At 43.8% G+C, this 22,777-nt stretch carries 19 protein-coding genes; 11 read left to right on the top strand and 8 right to left on the bottom strand.

What is annotated here, in order from left to right:
* The first annotated feature begins 7 nt into the window (after positions 1–7).
* The 3 genes from slmA (at position 8) to folE (ending at position 3,714) form a co-directional block, all read left to right on the top strand.
* On the top strand, positions 8–601 hold the full coding sequence (gene slmA / locus L2740_RS05540) for a nucleoid occlusion factor SlmA (RefSeq protein ID WP_028769278.1): 594 nt from the start codon (positions 8–10) through the stop codon (positions 599–601).
* A gap of 145 nt (positions 602–746) precedes the next feature.
* Positions 747–2,708: an alpha/beta hydrolase family protein gene (locus tag L2740_RS05545; RefSeq protein ID WP_248949113.1), complete on the top strand. Its 1,962-nt coding sequence runs from the start codon at positions 747–749 to the stop codon at positions 2,706–2,708.
* Positions 2,709–3,054: 346 nt separating this feature from the next.
* Complete coding sequence (gene folE / locus L2740_RS05550; RefSeq protein WP_248949114.1) at positions 3,055–3,714, top strand: GTP cyclohydrolase I FolE; 660 nt, start codon at positions 3,055–3,057, stop codon at positions 3,712–3,714.
* A 235-nt stretch (positions 3,715–3,949) separates the two neighbouring features.
* Here folE and pyrE read toward each other — a convergent pair whose 3' ends face one another.
* Positions 3,950–4,591, bottom strand: a complete 642-nt coding sequence (gene pyrE, locus L2740_RS05555; protein WP_248949115.1) for an orotate phosphoribosyltransferase — start codon at positions 4,589–4,591, stop codon at positions 3,950–3,952.
* A 109-nt stretch (positions 4,592–4,700) separates the two neighbouring features.
* On the bottom strand, positions 4,701–5,414 hold the full coding sequence (rph, locus tag L2740_RS05560; RefSeq protein ID WP_248471861.1) for a ribonuclease PH: 714 nt from the start codon (positions 5,412–5,414) through the stop codon (positions 4,701–4,703).
* 272 nt (positions 5,415–5,686) lie between these two features.
* Here rph and L2740_RS05565 point away from each other — a divergent pair, with 272 nt between their 5' ends.
* The 4 genes from L2740_RS05565 to L2740_RS05580 all read left to right on the top strand — a co-directional run bounded on the left by L2740_RS05565 (position 5,687) and on the right by L2740_RS05580 (position 12,708).
* Complete coding sequence (locus L2740_RS05565) at positions 5,687–6,550, top strand: YicC/YloC family endoribonuclease (RefSeq protein WP_248949116.1); 864 nt, start codon at positions 5,687–5,689, stop codon at positions 6,548–6,550.
* Between the two features lie 190 nt (positions 6,551–6,740).
* Positions 6,741–9,941 (top strand): DUF3427 domain-containing protein, encoded by a 3,201-nt coding sequence (locus L2740_RS05570; protein WP_248949117.1) that lies wholly within the window; start codon positions 6,741–6,743, stop codon positions 9,939–9,941.
* Positions 9,942–10,393: 452 nt separating this feature from the next.
* Positions 10,394–11,233, top strand: coding sequence for a 5'-methylthioadenosine/S-adenosylhomocysteine nucleosidase (locus L2740_RS05575; RefSeq protein ID WP_248949118.1), 840 nt, complete (start codon positions 10,394–10,396; stop codon positions 11,231–11,233).
* Between the two features lie 206 nt (positions 11,234–11,439).
* Positions 11,440–12,708 carry a NupC/NupG family nucleoside CNT transporter gene (locus L2740_RS05580; RefSeq protein WP_248949119.1) on the top strand — a complete coding sequence of 423 codons (1,269 nt, stop codon included), beginning with the start codon at positions 11,440–11,442 and terminating at the stop codon, positions 12,706–12,708.
* Positions 12,709–12,840: 132 nt separating this feature from the next.
* Here the strand turns inward: L2740_RS05580 and L2740_RS05585 are convergent, their stop codons facing one another.
* The 4 genes from L2740_RS05585 to L2740_RS05600 all read right to left on the bottom strand — a co-directional run bounded on the left by L2740_RS05585 (position 12,841) and on the right by L2740_RS05600 (position 16,096).
* Positions 12,841–13,488: a GntR family transcriptional regulator gene (locus L2740_RS05585; protein ID WP_248949120.1), complete on the bottom strand. Its 648-nt coding sequence runs from the start codon at positions 13,486–13,488 to the stop codon at positions 12,841–12,843.
* 82 nt (positions 13,489–13,570) lie between these two features.
* Complete coding sequence (locus tag L2740_RS05590; RefSeq protein ID WP_248949121.1) at positions 13,571–14,476, bottom strand: LysR substrate-binding domain-containing protein; 906 nt, start codon at positions 14,474–14,476, stop codon at positions 13,571–13,573.
* A gap of 106 nt (positions 14,477–14,582) precedes the next feature.
* Positions 14,583–15,764: a UxaA family hydrolase gene (locus tag L2740_RS05595; RefSeq protein ID WP_248949122.1), complete on the bottom strand. Its 1,182-nt coding sequence runs from the start codon at positions 15,762–15,764 to the stop codon at positions 14,583–14,585.
* Positions 15,761–16,096 (bottom strand): UxaA family hydrolase, encoded by a 336-nt coding sequence (locus L2740_RS05600; RefSeq protein ID WP_248949123.1) that lies wholly within the window; start codon positions 16,094–16,096, stop codon positions 15,761–15,763. Before L2740_RS05600 ends, L2740_RS05595 begins: the two co-directional genes overlap by 4 nt.
* 521 nt (positions 16,097–16,617) lie before the next feature.
* Between L2740_RS05600 and L2740_RS05605 the strand changes: the two genes are divergently transcribed.
* The 4 genes from L2740_RS05605 to L2740_RS05620 all read left to right on the top strand — a co-directional run bounded on the left by L2740_RS05605 (position 16,618) and on the right by L2740_RS05620 (position 20,533).
* A complete protein-coding gene (locus L2740_RS05605; RefSeq protein ID WP_248949124.1) occupies positions 16,618–18,225 on the top strand; it encodes a BCCT family transporter in 1,608 nt (535 codons plus the stop codon).
* Positions 18,226–18,228: 3 nt separating this feature from the next.
* Entirely contained in the window at positions 18,229–19,350 is a 1,122-nt protein-coding gene (locus L2740_RS05610; RefSeq protein WP_248949125.1) for a mandelate racemase/muconate lactonizing enzyme family protein, read from the top strand.
* Positions 19,351–19,559: 209 nt separating this feature from the next.
* A complete protein-coding gene (locus L2740_RS05615; protein WP_248949126.1) occupies positions 19,560–20,195 on the top strand; it encodes an ERCC4 domain-containing protein in 636 nt (211 codons plus the stop codon).
* 128 nt (positions 20,196–20,323) lie between these two features.
* Entirely contained in the window at positions 20,324–20,533 is a 210-nt protein-coding gene (locus L2740_RS05620; RefSeq protein ID WP_248949127.1) for a hypothetical protein, read from the top strand.
* A 35-nt stretch (positions 20,534–20,568) separates the two neighbouring features.
* Here the strand turns inward: L2740_RS05620 and L2740_RS05625 are convergent, their stop codons facing one another.
* On the bottom strand, positions 20,569–21,636 hold the full coding sequence (locus L2740_RS05625; protein ID WP_248949128.1) for a phosphotransferase enzyme family protein: 1,068 nt from the start codon (positions 21,634–21,636) through the stop codon (positions 20,569–20,571).
* Between the two features lie 113 nt (positions 21,637–21,749).
* Complete coding sequence (locus tag L2740_RS05630; protein ID WP_248949129.1) at positions 21,750–22,655, bottom strand: nucleotidyltransferase family protein; 906 nt, start codon at positions 22,653–22,655, stop codon at positions 21,750–21,752.
* Positions 22,656–22,777: the final 122 nt, after the last annotated feature.

Genomic DNA, 22,777 nt, shown 5'->3' on the forward strand with positions numbered 1-22,777 from the left:
CAGATAAATGGCTGCAAGCCCAAAAATAAATCGTCGTGAGCATATTCTTCAATGCCTAGCGACCATGCTAGAAACTAGTCCAGGACAAAGGATCACCACAGCAAAATTAGCCGCAGAAGTGGGCGTATCTGAAGCGGCGCTATATCGCCACTTTCCGAGCAAAGCACGCATGTTTGAAGGGCTTATCGAGTTTATCGAAGAGTCGCTATTATCGCGTATCAATCTCATCATGGATGAAGAAAAAGACACCATGAAACGCTGCCAGCAATTACTGCAACTATTGCTAGTATTTGCCGAACGTAACCCAGGGATTTCACGTGTGTTAAACGGTGATGCACTACTGGGCGAAAACGAGCGCCTACGCAGCCGTATTAGCCAATTATTTGCCAAGATTGAAACTCATCTAAAGCAAATTTTACGTGAGAAAAGTCTACGCGAAGGCAAAGCCTTCAATCTAGATGAAGCCGTGCTAGCTAACTTGCTACTTGCTGTTGCCGAAGGCCGTATCGCGCAATTTGTTCGCAGCGAATTTAAGTTAAAGCCAACCAAACACTTTAACGAGCAATGGACTTTCATCCAGCAACAACTGCTACAAAGCTAAACTCATCTAAATCACGCTATAGAAAAGGCAGCAGACTCAATAGCTGCCTTTTTTGTGTCTCCACTATTGTTCAACTGCAACTTTTAGTTTACTTTTCTCGCAAACACCCGCTAAAACTTAACAATTGTTTCCACAAGGAAGTTGTATGAAACTCATCAAAGCTATTGGCCTAGTATTTCTTACTTGGCTAAGCTGCAGTGCATCTGCAAAAACAGATACCGCAGCAAATCTATTCAGCCGCTCCGCGGAATTTTCTCAAGTCAAAATATCACCAGCAGGTGACTATTTAAGCGCCATCACCAGTAAAGATGGCAAAAATATGCTGCTGATTTTAGATGCTGCCACTAAAAAAGCTGTTCATGTGGTGTTTTTCGATGGCAATGCCCAAGTCGGCCACTATGAATGGGTCAATGATGAACGAGTCGTGCTACAAAAAGAATATCTAAAAGGCTGGAGCGATCACCCGCTTTACTATGGTGAACTGATGGCAGTAAACGCAGATGGGTCTAAAGAGACATACCTATTTGGTTATCAAGGTGGGCAACAAGTAGGCTCAAATATCAAGAGAAACACCGCAATTAGAGCAACCGCCTATATTTTAGATCCTATGCCTGAAGACGATCGCTTTATGCTAGTGCAAGCACTACCTTGGGGTAACGGCGGAAGTAATATGGCAGAGAACACCCAAAAAGTTTATCGCGTTGATGTTTATAAAGGTAAACGCAGAAAGGTCGCTGGCTCGCCTATTCCTTACGCTAACTTTCTAACAGACCATGATGGTAATGTGCGCTTTGTCAGTGGTACTAGAGACTACGTAAACACTGAGCTTTTCTACCGAGAAGACCGCGAATGGGTAAATACCGACAAATTAAACCTCAATTTAGATGCAATGACCCCAATAGCATTTAGTGATGATGAAAATAGTGTTTATGTCACCGCTAACGAGTCTGGTAAGCCGTCAGGTGTTTATCTAATCAACATTAAAACTGGCGATAAAAAGCTTGTAAGCCAAGATAAAGTCGTCAATCCAAGTAATGTTTGGATAAATCAAACCACGAAAAAGCTTTATGCCGTTGAATATGAAAATGGCTACCCAGAATATGAGTTCGTAGCTCCTAAAGATCCATCAGCAATATACGTCAAACAATTATTAAGCGCACTGCCCGGGTACCAAATTCACTTGGTAAGCCAAACAGTCGATGCCAATAAGATGATAATTAAAGCCTTTAACGATAGAACTCCTGGCAAGTATTACCTTTTCGATACCGAAAAGTTAAACCTAGAGTTTCTTGTATCTCAAAAGAGCTGGATCGACTCAAATAAGATGGCTGAGATTAAGCCCATTAGCTTTACCAGCCGAGACGGGCTGGAGATCCACGGCTATTTAACCCTACCCCATGGCAAAGAAGCAAAAGACTTACCTTTAGTGGTTAACCCACACGGTGGCCCACATGGACCGAGAGATTGGTGGGGATTTGACTCACAAAATCAGATGATAGCCAGTAAAGGAGCAGCTGTTCTACAGGTCAATTTCCGCGGCTCTGGAGGCTATGGCACAGCGTTTGAAACTGCAGGCCATCAAAAGTGGGGCACCGAGATTCAATACGACATCATTGACGCAACTAAATATGTAATAGAGCAAGGAATCGTCGATAAAGACCGTATCTGTATCGTCGGTGGTAGTTTTGGTGGTTACTCAGCGATTCAAAGTGCCACAATCGAGCCTGACTTATTTAAATGTGCCCTAGGCTTTGCTGGCGTGTACGATCTGCAATTAATGTTTGATAAAGGTGATGTACAAGGCCGTAGAGCAGGTAAGCGCTATCTTCAAGAAGTCCTAGGTGAAGATAAGAGCTTACTCAAGTCGATGTCACCAACACATAATGTTGATAAACTAAAAGCAAATATCATGCTCGTCCACGGCGGTGAGGATGAACGCGCGCCAATCGAACAGTTTGAAGCGTTAGAAGATGCGCTCAATAAACAAAAGTATCCGTTTAAAAAGCTAGTCATGGACGATGAAGGTCACGGCTTTTACGATGATGCCCACAGAGCCAAGTATTACAATGAAATGCTAGGCTTTCTAAAAGAAAACTTAAAACTATAGCCATAAAGCCCAGTAAATCTTAACGATAGTGAAAGCCATATTTGAGCAAACATATTTTACTTTGAAGAATGTTGCTATCGCTATGCAACGAACTTGTAGTTGAACTATTTTCTCTATTAACTAAAAAAACCGACTAGTTTAGTCGGTTTTTTTATGTTCATCGCGGTTTTCGGTGTATATTTACAGCAAATAACGGTATCCTCCCGTCCTCGCTAAGTACAACGCCAATTGCTAACGCAATCATTTTGGCTTTTTATCAGACATAACGTCCCTTATGCGAGACCTACGGCACTAGTACACAGGATACGAATATCACCACTCATTCTTTATGGTGAAGGAGGAACTTATGACATCAAAAGAAGCAATCCTCAGTGAATCTGCTCAAATCGTAAAGTCTGCACTTATCGAGCGCGGCCTTGAAACGCCAATGCTACCTAATGAGCTAAGCCCAGAAGTGCGTAAAGACAAGATTGAACACCATATGCGTGAGATCTTGACCTTAATGTCACTAGACTTAAACGACGATAGCCTAGCGGATACTCCACGTCGTATTGCAAAAATGTATGTCGATGAAATATTCTCAGGCCTAGACTACGCTAACTTTCCTAAGATCACCGTCATCGAAAACAAGATGGGCTTTGATGAAATGGTTAAGGTTAACGACATTAGCTTAACCAGTACCTGTGAGCATCACTTAGTGACTATCGATGGTGTGGCAACCGTGGCTTACTTGCCAAGCAAGAGCATAATCGGATTATCTAAGATTAACCGTATCGTCCGTTTCTTTGCTCAACGCCCACAGGTGCAAGAGCGTTTGACTCAGCAGGTTTTAGTGGCACTGCAAGCGCTATTAGGCACTCAAGATGTAGCAGTTAAGATGGACGCAGTACATTACTGCGTTAAATCACGTGGGGTAATGGACTCAACCAGTTCAACCACCACCACGGCACTTGGCGGCAAATTTAAGTCGAACCCTGCAACTAGGGCTGAGTTCTTAAGTAACTAAGGTAAAAGACCGAAAACGGAACACTCGCAAGCTCGTTCACAGATAACGGAACGGCCTTCGGCCTTACGGTAAAATCATAAAAAAATGCCGCAATTACATTTAACTGTAATCGCGGCACTTATCTTTTCCGATATCCGTAAGCGTAGAGCTCCGTTATCCGTAAGCGCAGCGTTCCGTTATCCGTGAGCGTAGCGTTCGGTTATCCGTGAGCGCAGCGTTCCGTCATCATAAACCCTTAAATCCCGTATTGATCACGGTAAGCGCTTACTGAAGCAAGCTGTGCTTCCATTCCTGACTTTTCAGACAAGTAGTTAATCAAGTCTTCAAGCTTGATGATAGACACGATGTCACAGCCAAAGTCACGCTCAACTTCTTGAATCGCAGACAACTCACCATTGCCTTTTTCTTGGCGGTCTAGTGCAATCAAAACACCCGCAAGTGCCGCTTTATGCGCTTCAATGATCTCCATTGACTCACGAATAGCTGTACCTGCTGTGATCACGTCATCAACCAACATTACACGACCTTCAAGCTCGCTACCCACTAAGCTGCCACCTTCACCGTGATCTTTCTTCTCTTTACGGTTAAAGCAGTAAGGCATGTCGATATCGTGGTGATCGCACAGAGCAACCGCAGTAGTCGTCGCGATTGGAATACCTTTGTATGCAGGGCCAAATAGCAAGTCATACTCAATACCTGAGTCAACTAACGCCGCGGCATAAAAACGACCTAGACGCGCTAAGTCACGGCCAGTATTAAACAGGCCTGCGTTAAAGAAATAAGGGCTAGTGCGGCCTGACTTTAACGTAAATTCGCCAAATCGAAGTACCTGACGTTCTAGGGCAAATTCAATAAACTCACGTTGATAGGCTTTCACAATCTCTCCTTAAAAATGTAGGGGTAATACTTTGTGTATTATTTAGTACTATTAGGTTTTCTTTACTTACAAAAAGGACCCCGTAGGGCCCTAATAACAAAAACAATAATTAGCTTAATGCAGCTTTCTGAGTATCAACGATTTCGCGAATACCGTGCTTAGCCAAATCAAGTAAGCTCAATAGCTCTTCATGGCTAAATGGCTCACCTTCTGCAGTACCTTGGATCTCGATGATCTTACCGGTTTCGGTCATTACCACGTTCATGTCAGTTTCAGCAGCGCTGTCTTCGATATATTCTAAATCGCAGATTGGCTCGCCTTTATAGATACCAACACTTACCGCAGCAATTAGGAACTTAAGTGGGTTAGTCTTTAAAATACCTTTACCACGAGCCCAGTTTAGCGCGTCAACTAACGCAACACATGCGCCAGTAATTGCAGCAGTACGAGTACCACCGTCAGCTTGGATCACGTCACAATCAATAACAATGGTGTTTTCGCCTAGTAGCTTCATATCTACCGCTGCGCGCAGTGAACGGCCGATTAGACGTTGGATTTCTTGAGTACGACCAGACTGCTTACCGCGAGCGGCTTCACGCTGCATACGGCTATGAGTAGAACGTGGCAACATGCCATATTCAGCAGTTACCCAACCTTGGCCTTGGCCTTTAAGGAAACGCGGTACGCCTTCTTCAAAACTAGCGGTACACAGTACTTTGGTGTCACCAAATTCTACTAAAACCGAACCTTCGGCATGAGCAGTAAACTGGCGAGTAATAGTCACAGGGCGAGACTGTGCTGGAGTTCTGTTGCTTGGGCGCATGATGAATTCCTGTATTTAAGGGCATGGGGTAATTTGGCTGCATATTATAGGGACATGTGCGCCACTATGCTATCTGAATCCGTAAACTCAGCAGAAAACAGCCTTCTGATTTTGCGCATAAGCTCGCAATAACAACAATCGATGAATAAAAGCCAACAACAGTGCCTTGTCATCACGCCTGCATGAGCAAATTTACGACTAAACTCTGCACCTTAAATTTGTTTGGGTATATAATCACAATTCACTTAGACGAATCACACTGGAAATCATCAATGATCCAAAGCATGACAGCCTACGCTCGCATTGAGCACAAAGCAGATTGGGGCACCGCCTCTTGGGAAATCCGTTCAGTTAACCAGCGCTACCTAGAAACTTACCTGCGCCTACCAGAACATTTCCGCAGCTTGGAGCCTGTTCTTAGAGATCGTCTACGTAAACGCCTTAACCGCGGTAAAATCGAAGTGAACCTTCGTTACGACCTAAACGAAAAGAACGACAGCGAACTGCAACTAAACCAAGATCTAGCTAAGCAGATCATCAATGCGGCTAACTGGGTGAAGAACGAAGCCGGCCAAGGCGAGCTTAACGTGGTTGACGTACTACGTTGGCCAGGTGTGATGTCAGGCTCAGAGCAAGACATGGACGCATTAGGTAAAGAGTTGTTAGTCGCGTTTGATTCAGCAATCGATCAATTTATCGAAGCACGCGGCCGTGAAGGTGATGCAATCAACACCATGCTGCAAACCCGCCTTGACCAAATCGTTGAGCAAGTAGTTATCGTGCGTGAGCACATGCCACAAGTGATGCAATGGCAACGTGACAAGCTAACTAACCGTTTAGCAGAAATCACCGGTGAACTTGACCCAGCTCGTATGGAGCAAGAGATGGTACTACTCGCGCAGAAGATGGATGTTGCCGAAGAGATGGACCGTCTTGACGCCCACGTAGCAGAAACCCGCCGAATTCTTAAGAAAGGTGGCGCACAAGGTCGCCGTCTAGACTTTATGATGCAAGAGTTTAACCGTGAGTCAAACACCCTCGCGTCTAAGTCAATCAGCGCCGAAGTCACTGCAGCAGCGGTAGAGCTAAAAGTACTTATCGAGCAGATACGTGAGCAGATTCAGAACGTAGAATAAACTTTCTATGTTTGGAAAAGTCGCTTTAAAAGACAAATAGTAAAAGAAACAAAGCCCAGCTAAATGCTGGGCTTTTTGTTGGCTGCAAATCTGGATTTCAAGCACAAATAACATGTTTGAACATCACTACTTATTTCTGTTAATCAATTCGGTTATTCTTAGTTAACTTAAAATAATAAAAGCACTTTTTATGAACCAAACCGGCATATACGAGCAACTGATAACTCAGTTAGTCGAACAGAAATTAGATCGAAAAGCTTTCTATGTTGGCGAACGTTCATTAGAAAATGGTGAAGCGGCCTCTTGGCTCTCTCGCTTTTTAACTCGAATAATCGAAATAGCAATCGACTCTGTGCCTAATGGCAATGATCGTGTTTTTGAGCAAATCAGTTTAGCCAATAAAGTCATTGAATGGCTTAGTGCGAACATTGGCGATAGTGAACTAATCAGTGAAAACCTGATTGATAGCCAAGGCAAAATCCTGACCGCATTGCTCGATAAGAAAAATCCCATATCGTCAGATTTGCCAAAGTACATTGAAGGTATCATGCCGCTAACAGGACTCACTCAGAGCGAATTGTTTTGTGGGAGCAATGCAGGCTTATCTCTTGAAACTGAAATAAAACGAGAAATCCAATCCTCCGATAAAATCTATTGGCTGGTCTCATTCATTAAATGGGCAGGGATCAGAATCTTTAAAAAAGAACTAGAAGAGTTTACTCGCAGCGGTAAACAGCTAAAGATTATCACTACCTCCTATATGGGAGCGACAGATGCCAAAGCTGTTGAGTTCTTAGCATCTTTGCCAAATACCGAGGTGAAGCTGAGCTATAACACCAACAGGGAACGCTTACACGCAAAGTCCTATCTATTTATGCGTAATTCGAGCTTTCACACTGGTTATATCGGGTCATCCAACCTGTCGCATTCAGCTTTAACCAGTGGCCTAGAGTGGAACTTAAAGATCACCTCGCAAGAGATCCCACATATTATTGAAAAATCTCTCAGTACATTTGAAACCTACTGGGAATCACCCGACTTCGAATATTTTGATGGTAAGGCTCAAAGCAAAAAGCGCTTAGTTAACGCCTTGCAAGAAGCCAGAGGCACTTACGATACATCCGCACATAGCTTTTATTTTGATATCAAACCTCACTCACATCAGCGAGCGATCTTAGACAAACTAAAAGTAGAACGAGAGCTTCATGGTAGGTATCGAAATCTTGTTGTCGCAGCAACAGGCACAGGCAAGACTATTATCTCAGCTTTCGATTTTGCGGAGTTTTATGCAGCAAACCCAGAGGCTAAGTTTTTATTTTTAGCTCATAGAGAGGAAATTTTAAAACAAGCGAGAAGTGCATATCGCGGCGTTTTAAAAAGTAATCAGTTTGGTGAGTTACTCGTAGGACAAAACAAACCACAAAAGTTTAATCAGTTATTCGCATCAATCCAAAGCTTAAACAATCAACTTGCGACGATTCAATTAACTAAAGATTACTTTGATTACATTGTTATTGATGAAGTCCATCACATAGCTGCAAACAGCTATCGAGCTATTCTAAAACACTTTACGCCACAAGTTTTACTCGGTTTAACAGCCACACCAGAGCGCCATGATGGCGCAGATATTCTTAAAGACTTTTGTCACGTCATTGCTGCTGAAATCAGATTACCAGAAGCGATTAATCAGCGTCATTTATCACCGTTCCAATATTTTGCAGTTGATGATGATACCGACCTGACAAAGATTTCATGGGCAAAAGGCCGTTATGATATCGCCGAACTAACTAAACTCTACACTCACAATGACCAAAGGGTGTTGCGAATACTGCAAAGCTTAGAAGAGATCGTTACAGACATATCACAAATGCGCGCATTGGCGTTTTGCGTAAGCAAAGATCACGCTAATTTCATGGCTCAAAAGTTCACTTTAAGCAATATTTCTTGCGGCGTACTCACAAGTGACAATACAAACGAACGTGACATTCAGCTGCAACGTTTGAAATCGAAAGAAATTAACGTGCTGTTTGTGGTTGATATATTCAACGAAGGTGTAGATATTCCAGAGCTAGATACTTTGCTATTTTTAAGACCGACAGAAAGCCTGACAATCTTTCTTCAGCAGTTAGGCCGAGGGTTAAGGCTCACTAAAGATAAAGAGTGCTGCACCGTCATTGATTTTGTTGGCAACTCTCGACCAGAGTATGACTTTTCGCATAAGTTTAGAGCGCTTATCGGCAAAACCAACCAATCTATTGCAAAAGAGATCAAGCAAGGGTTCCCACATTTACCTTTAGGCTGCCGAATAGAGCTGCAAGAAAAAACGCAGCAAATGATCTTAAGGAACATTTCGCTAGCAACCTTAAACAAAAACAGACTGCTGGGCTTAATTTCAAACTACCCCAACGTGACAGATTTACCTCTTACGCTAGCAAACTTTCTGCATATCTATCCTGACTTGTCATTAGAGGATATCTATAAAGTAAAAGTAGGTAAGTTTGGTGGTTGGCGAGCACTTGTAGAAACAAGCCGTGGTGAAGAAATACAGCAGAGCCAGCTAGACATTTATGCTGCTTACTATCGTGCAATCAACAATCGCTTATTAAGTTGTACTTCCATCTCTTATTTACGGTTCATAAAAGCTTTGTGTGAATGTAACTTCTCACTACCGACTCAAACCAGTGTCGAGCCAAAAGATGAGCAACACAATCAGCTTCACTCAACCATGTGTCATTATGACTTTTGGGATAAAACGAATAAGCAAGCCGGATTTGATACCATTGAGCAGAGTTTACTTGCGCTAAAACATAAGAAACTACAAGACGAGCTTAATGACGTTATTTCACTGCTTATTGAACGCTTAGCCACACAAGAATTTAAGATGCCTGCCGTAGGCAATATTATGGTGGATAGCTCTCCGTTAAAGATGCATGTACGTTATCCCAAAGAACACATATTGGTCGCGTTTGGTGATAGTACATTTGATAAGAAATCATCCAGTAGAGAAGGTGTACTTAATATTGCAGGCGCCAATACTGAACTACTGTTTGTTACCTTGGATAAATGTGAAAAGCAGTTTTCTGCAACAACCATGTACCATGACTACGCGATCAGCCCCACGCTATTTCATTGGCAAACCCAGAACAGTGCCAAGCCAACCTCAGGTAGAGGATTAGGCTATATAAAGCAGCAAGATAACAACAAGACGTTCATCTTATTTGTTAGAGAACAAGCTAAAGATGAATATGGGAAAACCATGGGATTTGTCAATTTTGGTCCAGTAGACTTTGTTAAGTATGAAGGCTCTCAACCAATGAATATTACATGGAAGCTAAAACAAGCTATGCCTGCATGTATGTGGCATGACACAGCTAAGCTAGCTGTTGGCTGATAGGTAGCTTTGCTAAACACACCGCAAGCCTATTCCCAATGATAAAATGAGTGGCCCTTTCTCAAAGTAGAAGTACGCCACTCGCTCATCTTAGCAAGCGAAGCCTCCTCTTTTGACTATTTCTAAGCTCCATTAAGCCGAGGCTTTGTCACTTTCCACAGTCAACTCAGTCCCTACTCAACTCTAATTCTCCCCACTAACTAGCCTGTTTTTTTAAACACTGTTTTCTAATTTAAAATCATTGCCGAACTCAACAAGTTCAACAAACAGCCATCTTTTGAAATTTCCTTACAAAACAAGTAGTAACAACAGCATAAATTTAGCGATAAAAGTCAAAAATTGTGCACTTTTTAGGCCACCGAAACCGCAACAAGTATTTTACTTTTCATTTCGTTGTTTAGCCCAAATCTCGTTGCTACCATCCGCGCACTTTCCATTTGAAGTTATTTGTCATGCCAACTTGCGAGCAGCCAACAGCTGAAAAGTTAGACCCTGAACACGTAAACTCTGAACAGTCACACAATGAAAAGTTACCCTCAAAAATGCTAAATCCTATCTTAGTTCAAGGCGCGATGGACGTTGAAGTCGAGACCCTCGTTGCCGCCCTTAGTGATGTACAACAACAAACATTTGGTGCATGGACATTCTGGCAAGGCCTATTAGATGGCTACCCAGTTGTGGTGTCGCGTACCGAAATTGGTTTGGCTAACGCCGCCGCATCTACCACCCTTGGTATTGCGCATTACCAACCAAAAGTGATCATCAATCAGGGCACCTCTGGTGGCCACGATCCAAAGCTTTACCGCTCTGACATCGTCATTGGTGAAACCAGCTTTAACATGGGCGCTTACAAGATTGAGTTCGTGGAAAAAGGCCAAGGCATACACCCTACTACTTGGCAGAACTTCGATATGCCAATGTACCTGCGTGAAAATGGTGTTGTGGTTGAACACAATCACTTTAAAGCCGACCCAAAACTTGTTGAAATCGCCCTGTCGCAAGCAAGCAGCTACAGCCAAGGCAAAGTGGTCGTGGGTAGAATTGGTAGCTGTGACGAATGGAACCGCGAAGTTGACCGTATTAACTGGTTCCACGAAACCATGGGTACCTCAGTTGAAGAGATGGAAACCTCTGCAGCTGCGCAAGTTGCCGAAGCTTACAAGCTACCTTTTGTGAGTATTCGCGTACTGTCTAATACCGACCAACATAAGCAAGACTTTGAGCCGCAAACGGCGATTGATTGTCAGGTTTATGTGCTTGATGTCATCAAGGCATTAATTAAAACCTTTTAAAGCCAGTAAAAACGAATGAGTGACGGGAATAACAAGCTTATTCTCGCCCGCTTTCGCTCGCTTTAAAAACGCTAATTTGATGTTTTTTTTCGCATTAAGCAGCGCACTAAGCATCACCTTAAACAGTGTTTATACCTTGTTTTATCCATTGGGGGAGAAAACTCGCTTTCTCCTTTCATCCACTTAGATAGTAATAGACAAATTCAATGCAAATTTTAATCAGTATTGTTGGCATCATCACCCTACTTGCAGTGGCTTTTTTGGCCTCTGAAAACCGTAAGGCCATTAACTACCGTACAGTCGGACTGGCATTCTTACTGCAGTTAATCATGGGTGCGTTTGTCATCTACTCATCGTTTGGCCAAGCCGTTATTTTTAATATGGCTGAAGCGGTTTCAACCGTGATTGGCTACAGCAGTGAAGGCATGTCGTTTATGTTCGGCGGCCTTGTTAGCGATAAGATGTATGAACTGTTTGGCCCAGGCGGCTTCGTTATCGCCTTTAAAGTGCTACCGATTATCGTGTTTTTCTCGGCAATTTCAGCAGTGCTGTATTACCTAGGCATTATGCAGTGGGTGGTGCGCATTGTGGGCGGCGCACTGCAAAAAATCCTTAATACCAGCAAGGCAGAATCTATGTCTGCTAGCGCTAACATCTTCTTGGGTGTGACCGAAGCGCCACTGCTGATTAAGCCTTATATTCCTAAGATGAGCCGTGCAGAATTGTTTGCGGTAATGTGTGGTGGTTTAGCATCAATTGCTGGCACCATGCTAGCGGGTTATGCCCAGCTAGGCATTAAGATGGAATACCTGTTAGCGGCCTCGTTTATGGCGGCGCCGGGTGGTTTACTGTTTGCTAAGTTATTAATCCCGCAAACCGAGAAAGTAAACGACCAAGATCTAACGGTTGTTGAAGAAAATCCACCAGCTAACATTATTGACGCTGCAACAACCGGCACCATGAATGGCCTTTCTTTGGCGATGGCGGTGGGTGCGATGTTGTTTGCCTTTGTCAGCTTAGTGGCGCTAATGAACGGCATGCTAGGTGGCATCGGTAACTGGTTTGGTTTTGACGGCCTAAGCTTACAGCTGATCCTTGGCTATCTGTTTGCGCCTATTGCTTGGTTAATGGGTGTCGCTTGGGATGAAGCGCTACTTGCAGGTTCGTTCATCGGCCAAAAGATTGTCATCAACGAGTTCTTTGCTTATATCAACTTAGCACCTTACCTAACGGGTGACATGATTGTTGAATCAACTGGCTTGCCAATGTCTGATCGCACTCAGGTGATTTTATCATTCGCACTGTGTGGCTTTGCTAACTTAGGTACGGTAGCGATTGCAATTGCCGGCATTGGTGGTTTAGTGCCAGAGCGTCGCTCTGAAATTGCATCGTTAGGTTTAAAGGCACTGTTCGCGGGTATCTTATCTAACCTAATGGCGGCAACGATTGCCGGTTTATTTATGAGCTTTGTTTAATCAGCTCATTAGCCTGTTAGTTAATATCTATTAACTAAACAAAAAGCCCATGTGATCTTAAGATTATATGGGCTTTTTTGTCGGTATATTCTGTACTTTGTATCACAAGTTTTACTGGGCAATTACAGCAACCTACTCTGCCGCTAATGACTCACCACGGAACATTGGCGTGATGTTAGCTCTTGCTTGCTCGGCCGCTGTTTCAGCGTTGCCGGCACATATCGCTTGCACTAGTGCTTGGTGGCTTGAGGCACTGTCAGACAAGTCATAATCTTGGTGAGTCAGCGCAATATACGCCTGCAGTGGATATAAGATTTGCTTATATTGATTGAGCATGCGCGCACTGCCACAGATCTCAACAATCAGTAGATGTAACTGCCAGTCCATCTCGCTAATGCGGCGGGTATCGTCACTGTGTTGCAAACACAGCAATTGATAATCTTGGAAAAAGTCAGCTAAGCGGCGTTTATCATCAACACTTGCCCACTTGGCGGCCATAGCAGCCGCTTCGCCTTCAAGCGCCAAACGCATGTGGTACAGCTCCCACAAGTCTTGCTCGTTTATCTCTACTACTTGCCAGCCAGAATAGGGCTTTTGGATCACTAAACCTTCGTTCACCAATGAATTTAACGCCATACGAACTGTGCTGCGCGACAGCTCTAGCTGCTTGGCTAACGCGCTTTCCACCAGCTTTTCGCCGAGTTTGATATTGCCGTCCAATATATGCGTGCGCAGATAACGGATAGCTTGCGACTCCAAACTTTCTTTAATGATTTTCATATCGTTTACTGATGGCTCAAATAGTGCGTAGATATCATGTTAAGTAACCAAACTACCGAAATAAACTCGACTAATGTCGGAGTTACTCTAGCATGGCTTGATGAACAAACTGCATAAAGCTAATAGCCTGTGGCGATAGCGGTTTGTTCTTTCGAGTTAAAATATAATACGCCCGTTGATGGCGTACTTTTAACTCAGGAAACGGCATAACCAAACGACCATCGGCAAGTTCCTCTTGGATCTGCTGATGGGCACAAACTGCCACACCTAAACCACTCATGGCTAGCGACATCACCACTTGGCTTTCACTGGCGTAATGGCACTTCTGTAGCTCTAGCTTTGCCACTGGATAATAATTTAGCCAATAGCGCCAGTCGAAGTTATCTCGGTCATGAATAATACTGGCATCGGCTAAATCTGCTGGCTTGGTGAGTGGTTTACGTTTGAGGTACTCAGGCGAGCATACTGGCACGTAATCCAGACTACACAGAAATTGCGAGTCAAAACCTTCCCATTCACCGTCGCCCCATTTTATGGCCAGCTCGGTTTGCGGTAAAAAGTCAAAGTGATTGGTCGTCAGCATCTGCCCAACTAATAACTTAGGATATTGAGCTAGAAACTTAGGCAGTAATTTACTGATCACTTGGCGACTAAACACTGGCTCCATTTCAATGTGCAGGGTGTAATGCTCAGCATCATTATGGAAACCGTCAACCACGCCCATTAACTCTTGGATCGGCTGATTAATTTGCAGCAGTAATCGCTTACCATCTTCAGTTAATTGAATTTGCCTGCCACCTCGATAGAACAACTTAGTGCGCAGCACAGCCTCTAGTTTAGCCACTTGCTGGCTAATAGCTGACTGAGTCAGACACAGTTCACGGCTAGCTTCGGTAAAGCTTTGCTTGTCTGCCACCGCTTTGAATGCCATAAACCAAGATAACTGCGGTAAGCGGGCACTTGCTGAACTAACTTGAGTTGTATTCATAACATCCTGCGATGGTAAGCCCCTACCGCAATCTAGTTGGATAAGGGCATTGCACTATTAACGATTAACAGCTAACAATTATTAACTGCTAATACGTTAAAACTGATTAGCAGCCAGGCTTAAAACGTAATACCGTTTCTAAGCGTTGGTCTTTTTGGTACAAGCTGCAATAGCTGTAACCAATCTCTTCAATATTGGTCTGTTGACCTTGGGCAACCTTGCTAACTTTAGCAACGATGCGCTCAGCTACACTTTCTACACCTTCTTCGGCGCGCATGATACCAGAAGCGTCAATATCTATATCTTCATTTAGCAAATATTGGTTACCGCTCACACGGATCACTGGCACGATAGGGTTATTAAAGCCAGCGCCGCCGGTTGTCCATAAAATCAGTTGTGCGCCCAACGCGGCAAAGTGCATACCGGCACTACCACATAAATGGGTGGCTTCAGACAGATAAAAACCCGGCGTGGTTGGTTTTTCATGAACTAGATGGTTAATCTGCAATACGTCTTGAATTGGTCGAGTGCCGGTTTTGCTCAGTGCACCAAACGACTTCTCTTCCAGAGTCGTAAGGCCGCCAACACTGTTACCAATGCTCATGGTTTCGACTTCTGCACCGTCTACGTGCCAGCGCGCCTCTTCTTCATGGATTAAACGTTCTAGTTTATCGGCCACCTCAGGTGTTACCGCGCGTTGGCGTAAAATCGCTTCGCAACCTACAAGCTCAATAAGCTCGCCGGCAATGGCGGTTGCACCTAAATCCACTAAGCTATCGACCGCACGACCAACACTTGGATTTGAAGCTATACCTGAGCTGGTATCTGAACCACCACACTTCACCCCAATCACTAGTTTAGAAATCGGTGATTCTACTCGCGGCGTGGCATTAGCGGCTTGCTGTAGCTCTTGCGCTAATGCTTTACCTTGGTTGATGGTGGCGCGGGTGCCTTGTTGCTTGATGCACACTAATGAAAACGCAGGGCGACCTGTTGCGCGGATAGGCGCGGCAACAATTTCAGGATCAATACTGCCACAACCCATCGCCAGCACTAGTACGCCGGCGACATTGGGGTTATTACCCGTATGCACCATGGTGTTAATCATCTCTTCGTTACCACCATACATACAGGTGTTGTAATTGGTGACCACAATGCCATTGTCAATGCTATCGGCAATCGCACGTGCAATGCCGTCGCAACATTCATCTACTGCCATAATCAATACATGATTACGAATACCCACGCTGCCGTCGGCGCGGCCAAAGCCCATAAAAGTGTTCATCATGCTTGCTCAATGTCCATCTGTTTAATAATTTCTTCAATGATGTTGTCAGGAATATCTAACCGCTGGCTACGCACATTTTGCACATGCACTAGCTCGCCGCGGGGAATTGGCATAATCGCTAACCCAATTGGATAGCTCGCCTTAGTGATTAGTTGCTCGCTAGCAATATCGGTGAGAGCAACTTTATTACCAAAGGTAATAGCTTGCAGGCAGCTAACGCTATCAATCACTTGGTTATTGGCGGAGATGATTTCTACCTTGTCGCCTTTAATGGCATCAACGAGCAAAGTGGCTACGTTGTCGCTTGGGTCGAGTTGAATGGCTTTTTTCATACTGGTTCAGGATAAATTGTAGGACAATCCTACAATTTATCGATTTTTATTGATTACGCAATCTACAAATAAGCATTTTGCGTGTTCACATAGCGCCATATATTATGAAATGTGATGCAGCGTCCATTTTGGGAGTTATCGCTTTTGCTAATAACAGCAGCTAATGAGTTGACTGCTGATATTTGAATTAATCTTGGCAAACTGCTTTAACTCGGTTTTTCGGCCAACAAAAGGCGACATAGACCTCATTATAAACCTGCATACCAAACAAGCTGTTAACAGCTACAACAGCAGCTAAACCTCGTGCGATAAATAACTACATATCGATTAATGCTTCCGCAATCACGCAGCTAAAAAAGCCTAGGTGATCTAGCTCTTAGTATTACGTTTGCTAATAGCTAAATAAGCTTTTATTGTTGTCACTTTCTGCATATCTGGCCGAAAATCCGCCCGAATAAAATTCCCTGTGTGGTTTACCTAATAGTTGTAGGCCGCACTTCTACCTTTGTAAGGATTTAGTCGTGACTGATACAACAGCGACACCGGCTGCAGATAAAACTGCTCCCCAGCAATCCCCTGCTCAAAACAATAAAGGGCAAAACGATAAAGTTCAAAACGACAAACTACTGATCTCAGTTAGTTTAGCGGTTGTATTTGCCGTAGTTATGATGCTGATCTTCAACCCAGATCAAGTACAAGCTAGCGGTAAGGCTGCTTTCGCTGCATTAACCAATACCTTTGGTTCTTTCATTCAGCTATTTGCCTTTGCTTCTGTATGTACCATGCTGTACATCGCTGCAAGCCGTTACGGCACGATCAAACTTGGTGCTGGCGCACCTGAATACAGCAATATGAGCTGGTTGTTCATGTTTATCTGTGCAGGTTTAGGTTCGGCCACTATGTACTGGGCGTTTATGGAATGGGCTTACTACTACAATGGTATTGGTCTGAACATCGACGCGCAAAGTAACGAAGCACTGCGCACTAGCTTATCGTACGTGATGTTCCACTGGGGTATTACTCCTTGGGCTATCTACGGCCTAGCGTCTATCGCAATGGCGTACCACTTCCACGTTAACCGCGCTAAAGGTCTAAACCTATCATCGCTAATGGTATCTATCCTTGGCATGAAAGAAGACAGCACGGCTAGCCGCATCATGGGGCGCTCGCTCGATCTTATCTTCTTATTCGCAACGTTTGGTGGCTTGATCCTAACTACTACAGTTACGGTAAACACAGTATCAACTGGTTTTGCAGAGCTGTTTGGTATGGAAAATACCTTCGCGATGAAGACCATTTTGCTAGCCCTTATTACTCTGACATTCACCCTAAGCTCTTACATTGGTATTGCTGAAGGTCTACAAAAAATCGCTCACGCTGCATGTGGTATGTGCTTTGTGTTCGCAGTGATTGTATTAGTGCTAGGCGACACTGGCTTTATCGTTGACTTCTTTGTTAACTCATTAGGTCTGACATTAACTAACTTCGTTGAGATGAGCCTGTTCACTGACGCAACAAATGGCGGCACCTTCAACAAAGACTGGACAGTGTTCTACTGGTTATACTGGTTCACTTACACCCCAGCAGTGGCAATCTTCGTTACCCGTATTTCTAAAGGTCGTACTATCCGTCAGGTGGTATTAGGTCTGATTGCAGGTGGTTGTGCTGGTTGTTGGTTCTTCTTCGGTGCACTGACAGGTTACTCTGTTGACGCTATGGTTGACGGTGTTGTAAATGCGCCAGCACTACTAAACAGCGCGAGTGGCGACATAGCAGTAGCACAGCTAATTGCTAACCTGCCATTTGGTACCATCTTGTCAGTATTCTACTTCGTTCTAATGATGTTGTTCCTCGCTTCTCACTTAGATGCAACTGCGTTCACCGTAGCTGCAGTAAGCACTAAGAACCTAAAGCAAGGTCAAGATCCAAGCCGTGAACTACGTGTGTTCTGGTGTGTAATGTTAAGTCTATTACCGCTAGCAATGCTCTATATCAATGCGTCACTCGATACCTTGAAAACTGCGGTAACCCTAACAGCTGCGCCATTTGTAATCGTACTGATGCTATGTATGTTCGGCTTAAAGAAATTCCTGTCAAACCACAAGTTTGATGACGCTACAGAGAAATAAAACATGTTGAAAATTACCGATATTGAAGTGATCCACCTACGCGTTCCAGCAATGGATGCCGATTGTGAATGGGGCGAAGACGCCGTCATTGTTAAGGTGCACACTGATAAAGGTATTGTGGGCGTTGGCGAAGCCGATTCTAGCCCGCTAGTGGTTCAAGCTTGTATCGAAGCGCCACAAACTAACTTCTACTGCAACGGCCTTAAGCGTCTGTTGATTGGTGAAAACGCGCTAGAAATTGAACGTCTGTGGAACAAGATGTACTGGGGTTCTAACTACATGGGTCGTCGCGGTGCTGGCATTCATGCAATTAGCGCCATCGATATCGCTCTGTGGGATATCGCCGGTCAGTTCTACGGTGTACCAGTACATACGCTACTAGGTGGTAAGTACCGTGAAAAGATCCGTTGTTACGGTACTTTCATTCCAGCTGACAAGCCAGAAGATAACGTAGCGATTGTACAAGGCCTAAAAGACCAAGGCTTTACTAGCATTAAGTTTGGCGGCGGCGTGATGGGCGATGACCCAGACACTGACTACGCTATTGTTAAAGCGGTACGTGAAGCGGCGGGTCCAGAGATGGAAGTGCAAATCGACTTAGCGTCTAAGTGGCACACTTGTGGTCATTCAGCCATGATGGCAAAACGTCTAGAAGAGTTTAACCTCAACTGGATTGAAGAGCCGGTATTGGCTGACAGCTTGATTAGCTATGAAAAGCTATCACGCCAAGTGTCGCAAAAGATTGCTGGCGGTGAATCTTTGACTACACGTTATGAATTCCAAGAGTTCATTACTAAGTCGAATGCCGATATCGTTCAGCCAGACATCACCCGTTGTGGTGGTATCACTGAAATGAAGAAGATCTACGACATCGCACAAATGAACGGGACTCAGCTGATCCCACATGGCTTCAGCACAGGTATTTTGTTGCACGCTTCTGTGCATTTCTTAGCGGCTTGCGAACAAGGCACGCTAATGGAGTTTTCACAAAGCAGCAGTCCACTATTCACTAGCTTAGTGAAAAACCAGCTGCAGTTCGACAACGGCTATGTAGCTGTGTGTGACAAACCTGGTTTAGGTATCGAGCTAGACGAAGAGTTGATTGCCAAATACCGTGTGAACTAGCACCGTGTAAACTAGCACCGTGTTAGCTAGCGCTGAAAAAATCCGCGCCGAGTGCTGGTTTAACCGAGAAGCTAAAAAGACAATGCCAGTAAGCAAGCTTACTGGCATTTTTTATTCCTAATGGTTTAACCGGCATTCATAAAAGCCTCTATTATTACAATCTCTAAACTAGACTTAATCATAACCAATGGACTGATGGAAAATTCAGGATGAATAAGTCACCAATTGAAATCGCCTATGACGATAGGGAACACGCAGAATTACTAATTCAACGATTATCAAAACAAACAAATTTACGTTTAGTCAGGAAGCGGTTAAAACTTGGCGATTATCAGATAAACGAATGGCTTATTGAAAGAAAAACACTACCAGATCTCGTCACATCTCTTTGTGATGGCAGACTGTTCTCTCAAGTATCTAGGCTATCAAAAAGTCCTAATAACACGGCACTGCTTATTGAGGGGGCATCGCGAGATATCGCAGCTTATGATATTACACGAGAAGCCATAATTGGTGCTCTATGTTCAATTTCAATCACCTTCAACGTGCCTATCTTACGCAGCTTATCTCAGGCTGAATCGGCTAAAATTATCTACTTCTGCGCCACACAATTAAATCGCAGAAAAACAGGAGTCATCTCTCATGGCAGAAAGCCTAAACGCTATAAAAACCAACAATTATTTATACTCCAAAGCCTTCCTAAAGTAGGCCCTAAACTCGCTAAACGTTTACTAATGCATTTCGATAGTATTGAAGCTGTATTCACTGCATCGGAAGCACAATTGAGCGGGGTTGAGGGTATTGGGCGGGAGAAGGCGAGACAAATACGCCAAATACTAGCCTGATAACTAAAAGTTATCAGGCTTTTTCACTCTAACAACTAGAGTGCTAGTATTCCTTAGTCAATTGAACTCATACTTATATCTGACTTAACTTACTTTCTTCAGTTGGAATGCTAATACAGGATCAGCAGATGTGCGGCCGACTCAATATTATTGATGACATGTTTGTACAAGCACTAATGGAAGACTTGCGGATTAAAAATCAGCAAGTAGAGATGTTTGATGATTTGCTCAAACCTGCACTGAGGCATGACTTTACTGTGCAGCAAATAAATAAGCCGAGCCAGTATCAACCTATTGGTCAAACTGCTCGACTTATTCCTAACGACTATTATTCCTAACAATAATTTTGTTTTGGCCGTATTTAGTGCAAGGCCTAGTTCAGATAAGCGCTTAATGTGTCTTGTTGATTCAGTAAACTTTGGTACATGGTGAACTGATTGGCGGCGCGTTCTAAGTTATGGCCTTCATGGTGAATTTGGAAGTACACATCGCCATTTAAGTGGTCAGTTAAGAACCTCACACCAATCATTAGACACATGACCCTTGCACCTAGCCATAAGCTCTTGCGCTCATCATCAGAAAGCGTATCACCCAGTTCACTTAAGTAACCTTTACAGATGGCACCGAAAATAGACTCGCGTACCTGCACTTTATCTAGTGCAGTTGAGTCTTCCTCTTCTGGGCTACAGAAAGTACGTACCATGTCGCCAAAGTCATACATTAGATAACCTTTCATGCAGGTATCTAAATCGATAATGGCTAAGCTCGACATATCACGCTTATCAAAAAGCATATTGTTGATTTTGGTGTCGTTGTGGCAAATACGGTGCGGGAGCTTAGTTTCAACTTGTGCAAGCTCCTGCAATAAGTCCTGCTGAGACAGCACAAAGTCAATCCAGTCACGGCATTGAGCAACTCGATTTTGACTATCTGCACTGATAGCCTGTTGCAGCAACTCAATCCGCCCAGGCAGGTGATGAAAATTAGGGATTACATCTTCAATCAGATCAGCATCAAGCTCTGTAAGTGCACTAGAGAAATGACCAAAAGCTTTGGCAGCCATTTCAGCATCAGCTTCGCAACCAACAACATCAATACTGTGACTATAAGGTAGATAATTCATACCACGCCAAAAGCCAAGTTCGCCCAGATCGATATACAAGTCACCATTTGCCAAAACCTCTGGCGAGACGACTTGTAAACCATAGTCTGCGGCTGCGACCTTTTTATGCAAATGCTGGCTAATTTTATGCGCATTATTTACCAAGGCCGTAGGCGTTTTAAAAACATCGGTATTTATTTTTTGCAGCACAAAATCGCGGTTCAATCCGCGAACTAAAAACGTATAGTTAATATGGCCATTCCCCAAAGGGGTTACTTTGGCGTCATTAGCATCAACACCAAAATGAGACAAAACATGTTGTCTTATAAAATCAATCACCCAACACTCCAGTTATTTTTGTATCACTTTTGCTATCTAGAGTCGCTCTAGAATTTCCCTGCAAAGGTTTAATTAAAAAGTTTTATTTATCTTTAGTTTAACTAAGTTCGAGACTATTTAGTCGTGAGAGTTTGTTGTAGTTTTACTTTAACCCACTCTACATCTTCAGGGTAAGTCACCCCATACCAAGACTCTTGCGCCACACTAACCTTGACCCCCCATGTAGATGTCGCATGGGAGTTATTATCTATGCGGGCTTGTACAACGCTCGGCAAATAACACTCTGTTTTAGGCTGCTTACCATGGAGCTTAATAAACTCGCTAAACTCTTGCTCAATAACCGCAAAAATATCTGGCTTAAAGCCCCAGCACGTCATAGAGACCACTGCATTGTCTGCAATAACTAGTCGCTCCTCATTGAGCAAACCTGTTAAGCCTAATGCGTCTTGACGGATCTCAAGCCACTCAGCCACATCAACAAGTTTACCGTCGACAACTTGGCATAAACCTCGGTTAACCCCACCGTTTTCAGACAAGGTTAGATTGATTGGATAACCAACCATCATCCAGTCATCATTCGCCGCAGACAAACCTTCAGCTAACAAGCTAAATGCACTGTCACCATAGAAGTCATCTGCATTGATAACGGCCATTGGCCCTTGTACATGCTCTCGTGCACTCCAAAGAGCATGAGCTGTGCCCCAAGGCTTTTCTCGCTGTGCTACATCAGCAAAACCCTGAACAGTTGTCGGTAAGTCATCCATCGACTGCACACAGTATTCAACGCTAAAGTTATCAACGAACTTGCCCATTAACGCTTCGTCTAACATCGGTGCTAGCTCAGGTCGAATAATCAATACCGCTTTGGAAAATCCAGCCTTATAAGCACTTTTTAATGAAAGCTCCAACATGGTTTCACCATTAGGACCTAGCTCTGCAAGCTGCTTATCACCGCCAAACCGGCTTCCCAATCCTGCCGCTAAAATCACTAAGGTTAATGCTTGTTCGCTGTTACTCATCAAATTACTTGTCTCTCTAACAGATGCTAAGCAGCATCACAATAAGGCGAAGAAGTTTAAAGACTCTATTTCGCAATATCCAGCCTTATTGGCTAAACGAACTTTTAGCTCTATAGCTTTTT

The organism is Shewanella pneumatophori (assembly GCF_023283895.1).
Lineage (GTDB): Bacteria > Pseudomonadota > Gammaproteobacteria > Enterobacterales > Shewanellaceae > Shewanella > Shewanella pneumatophori.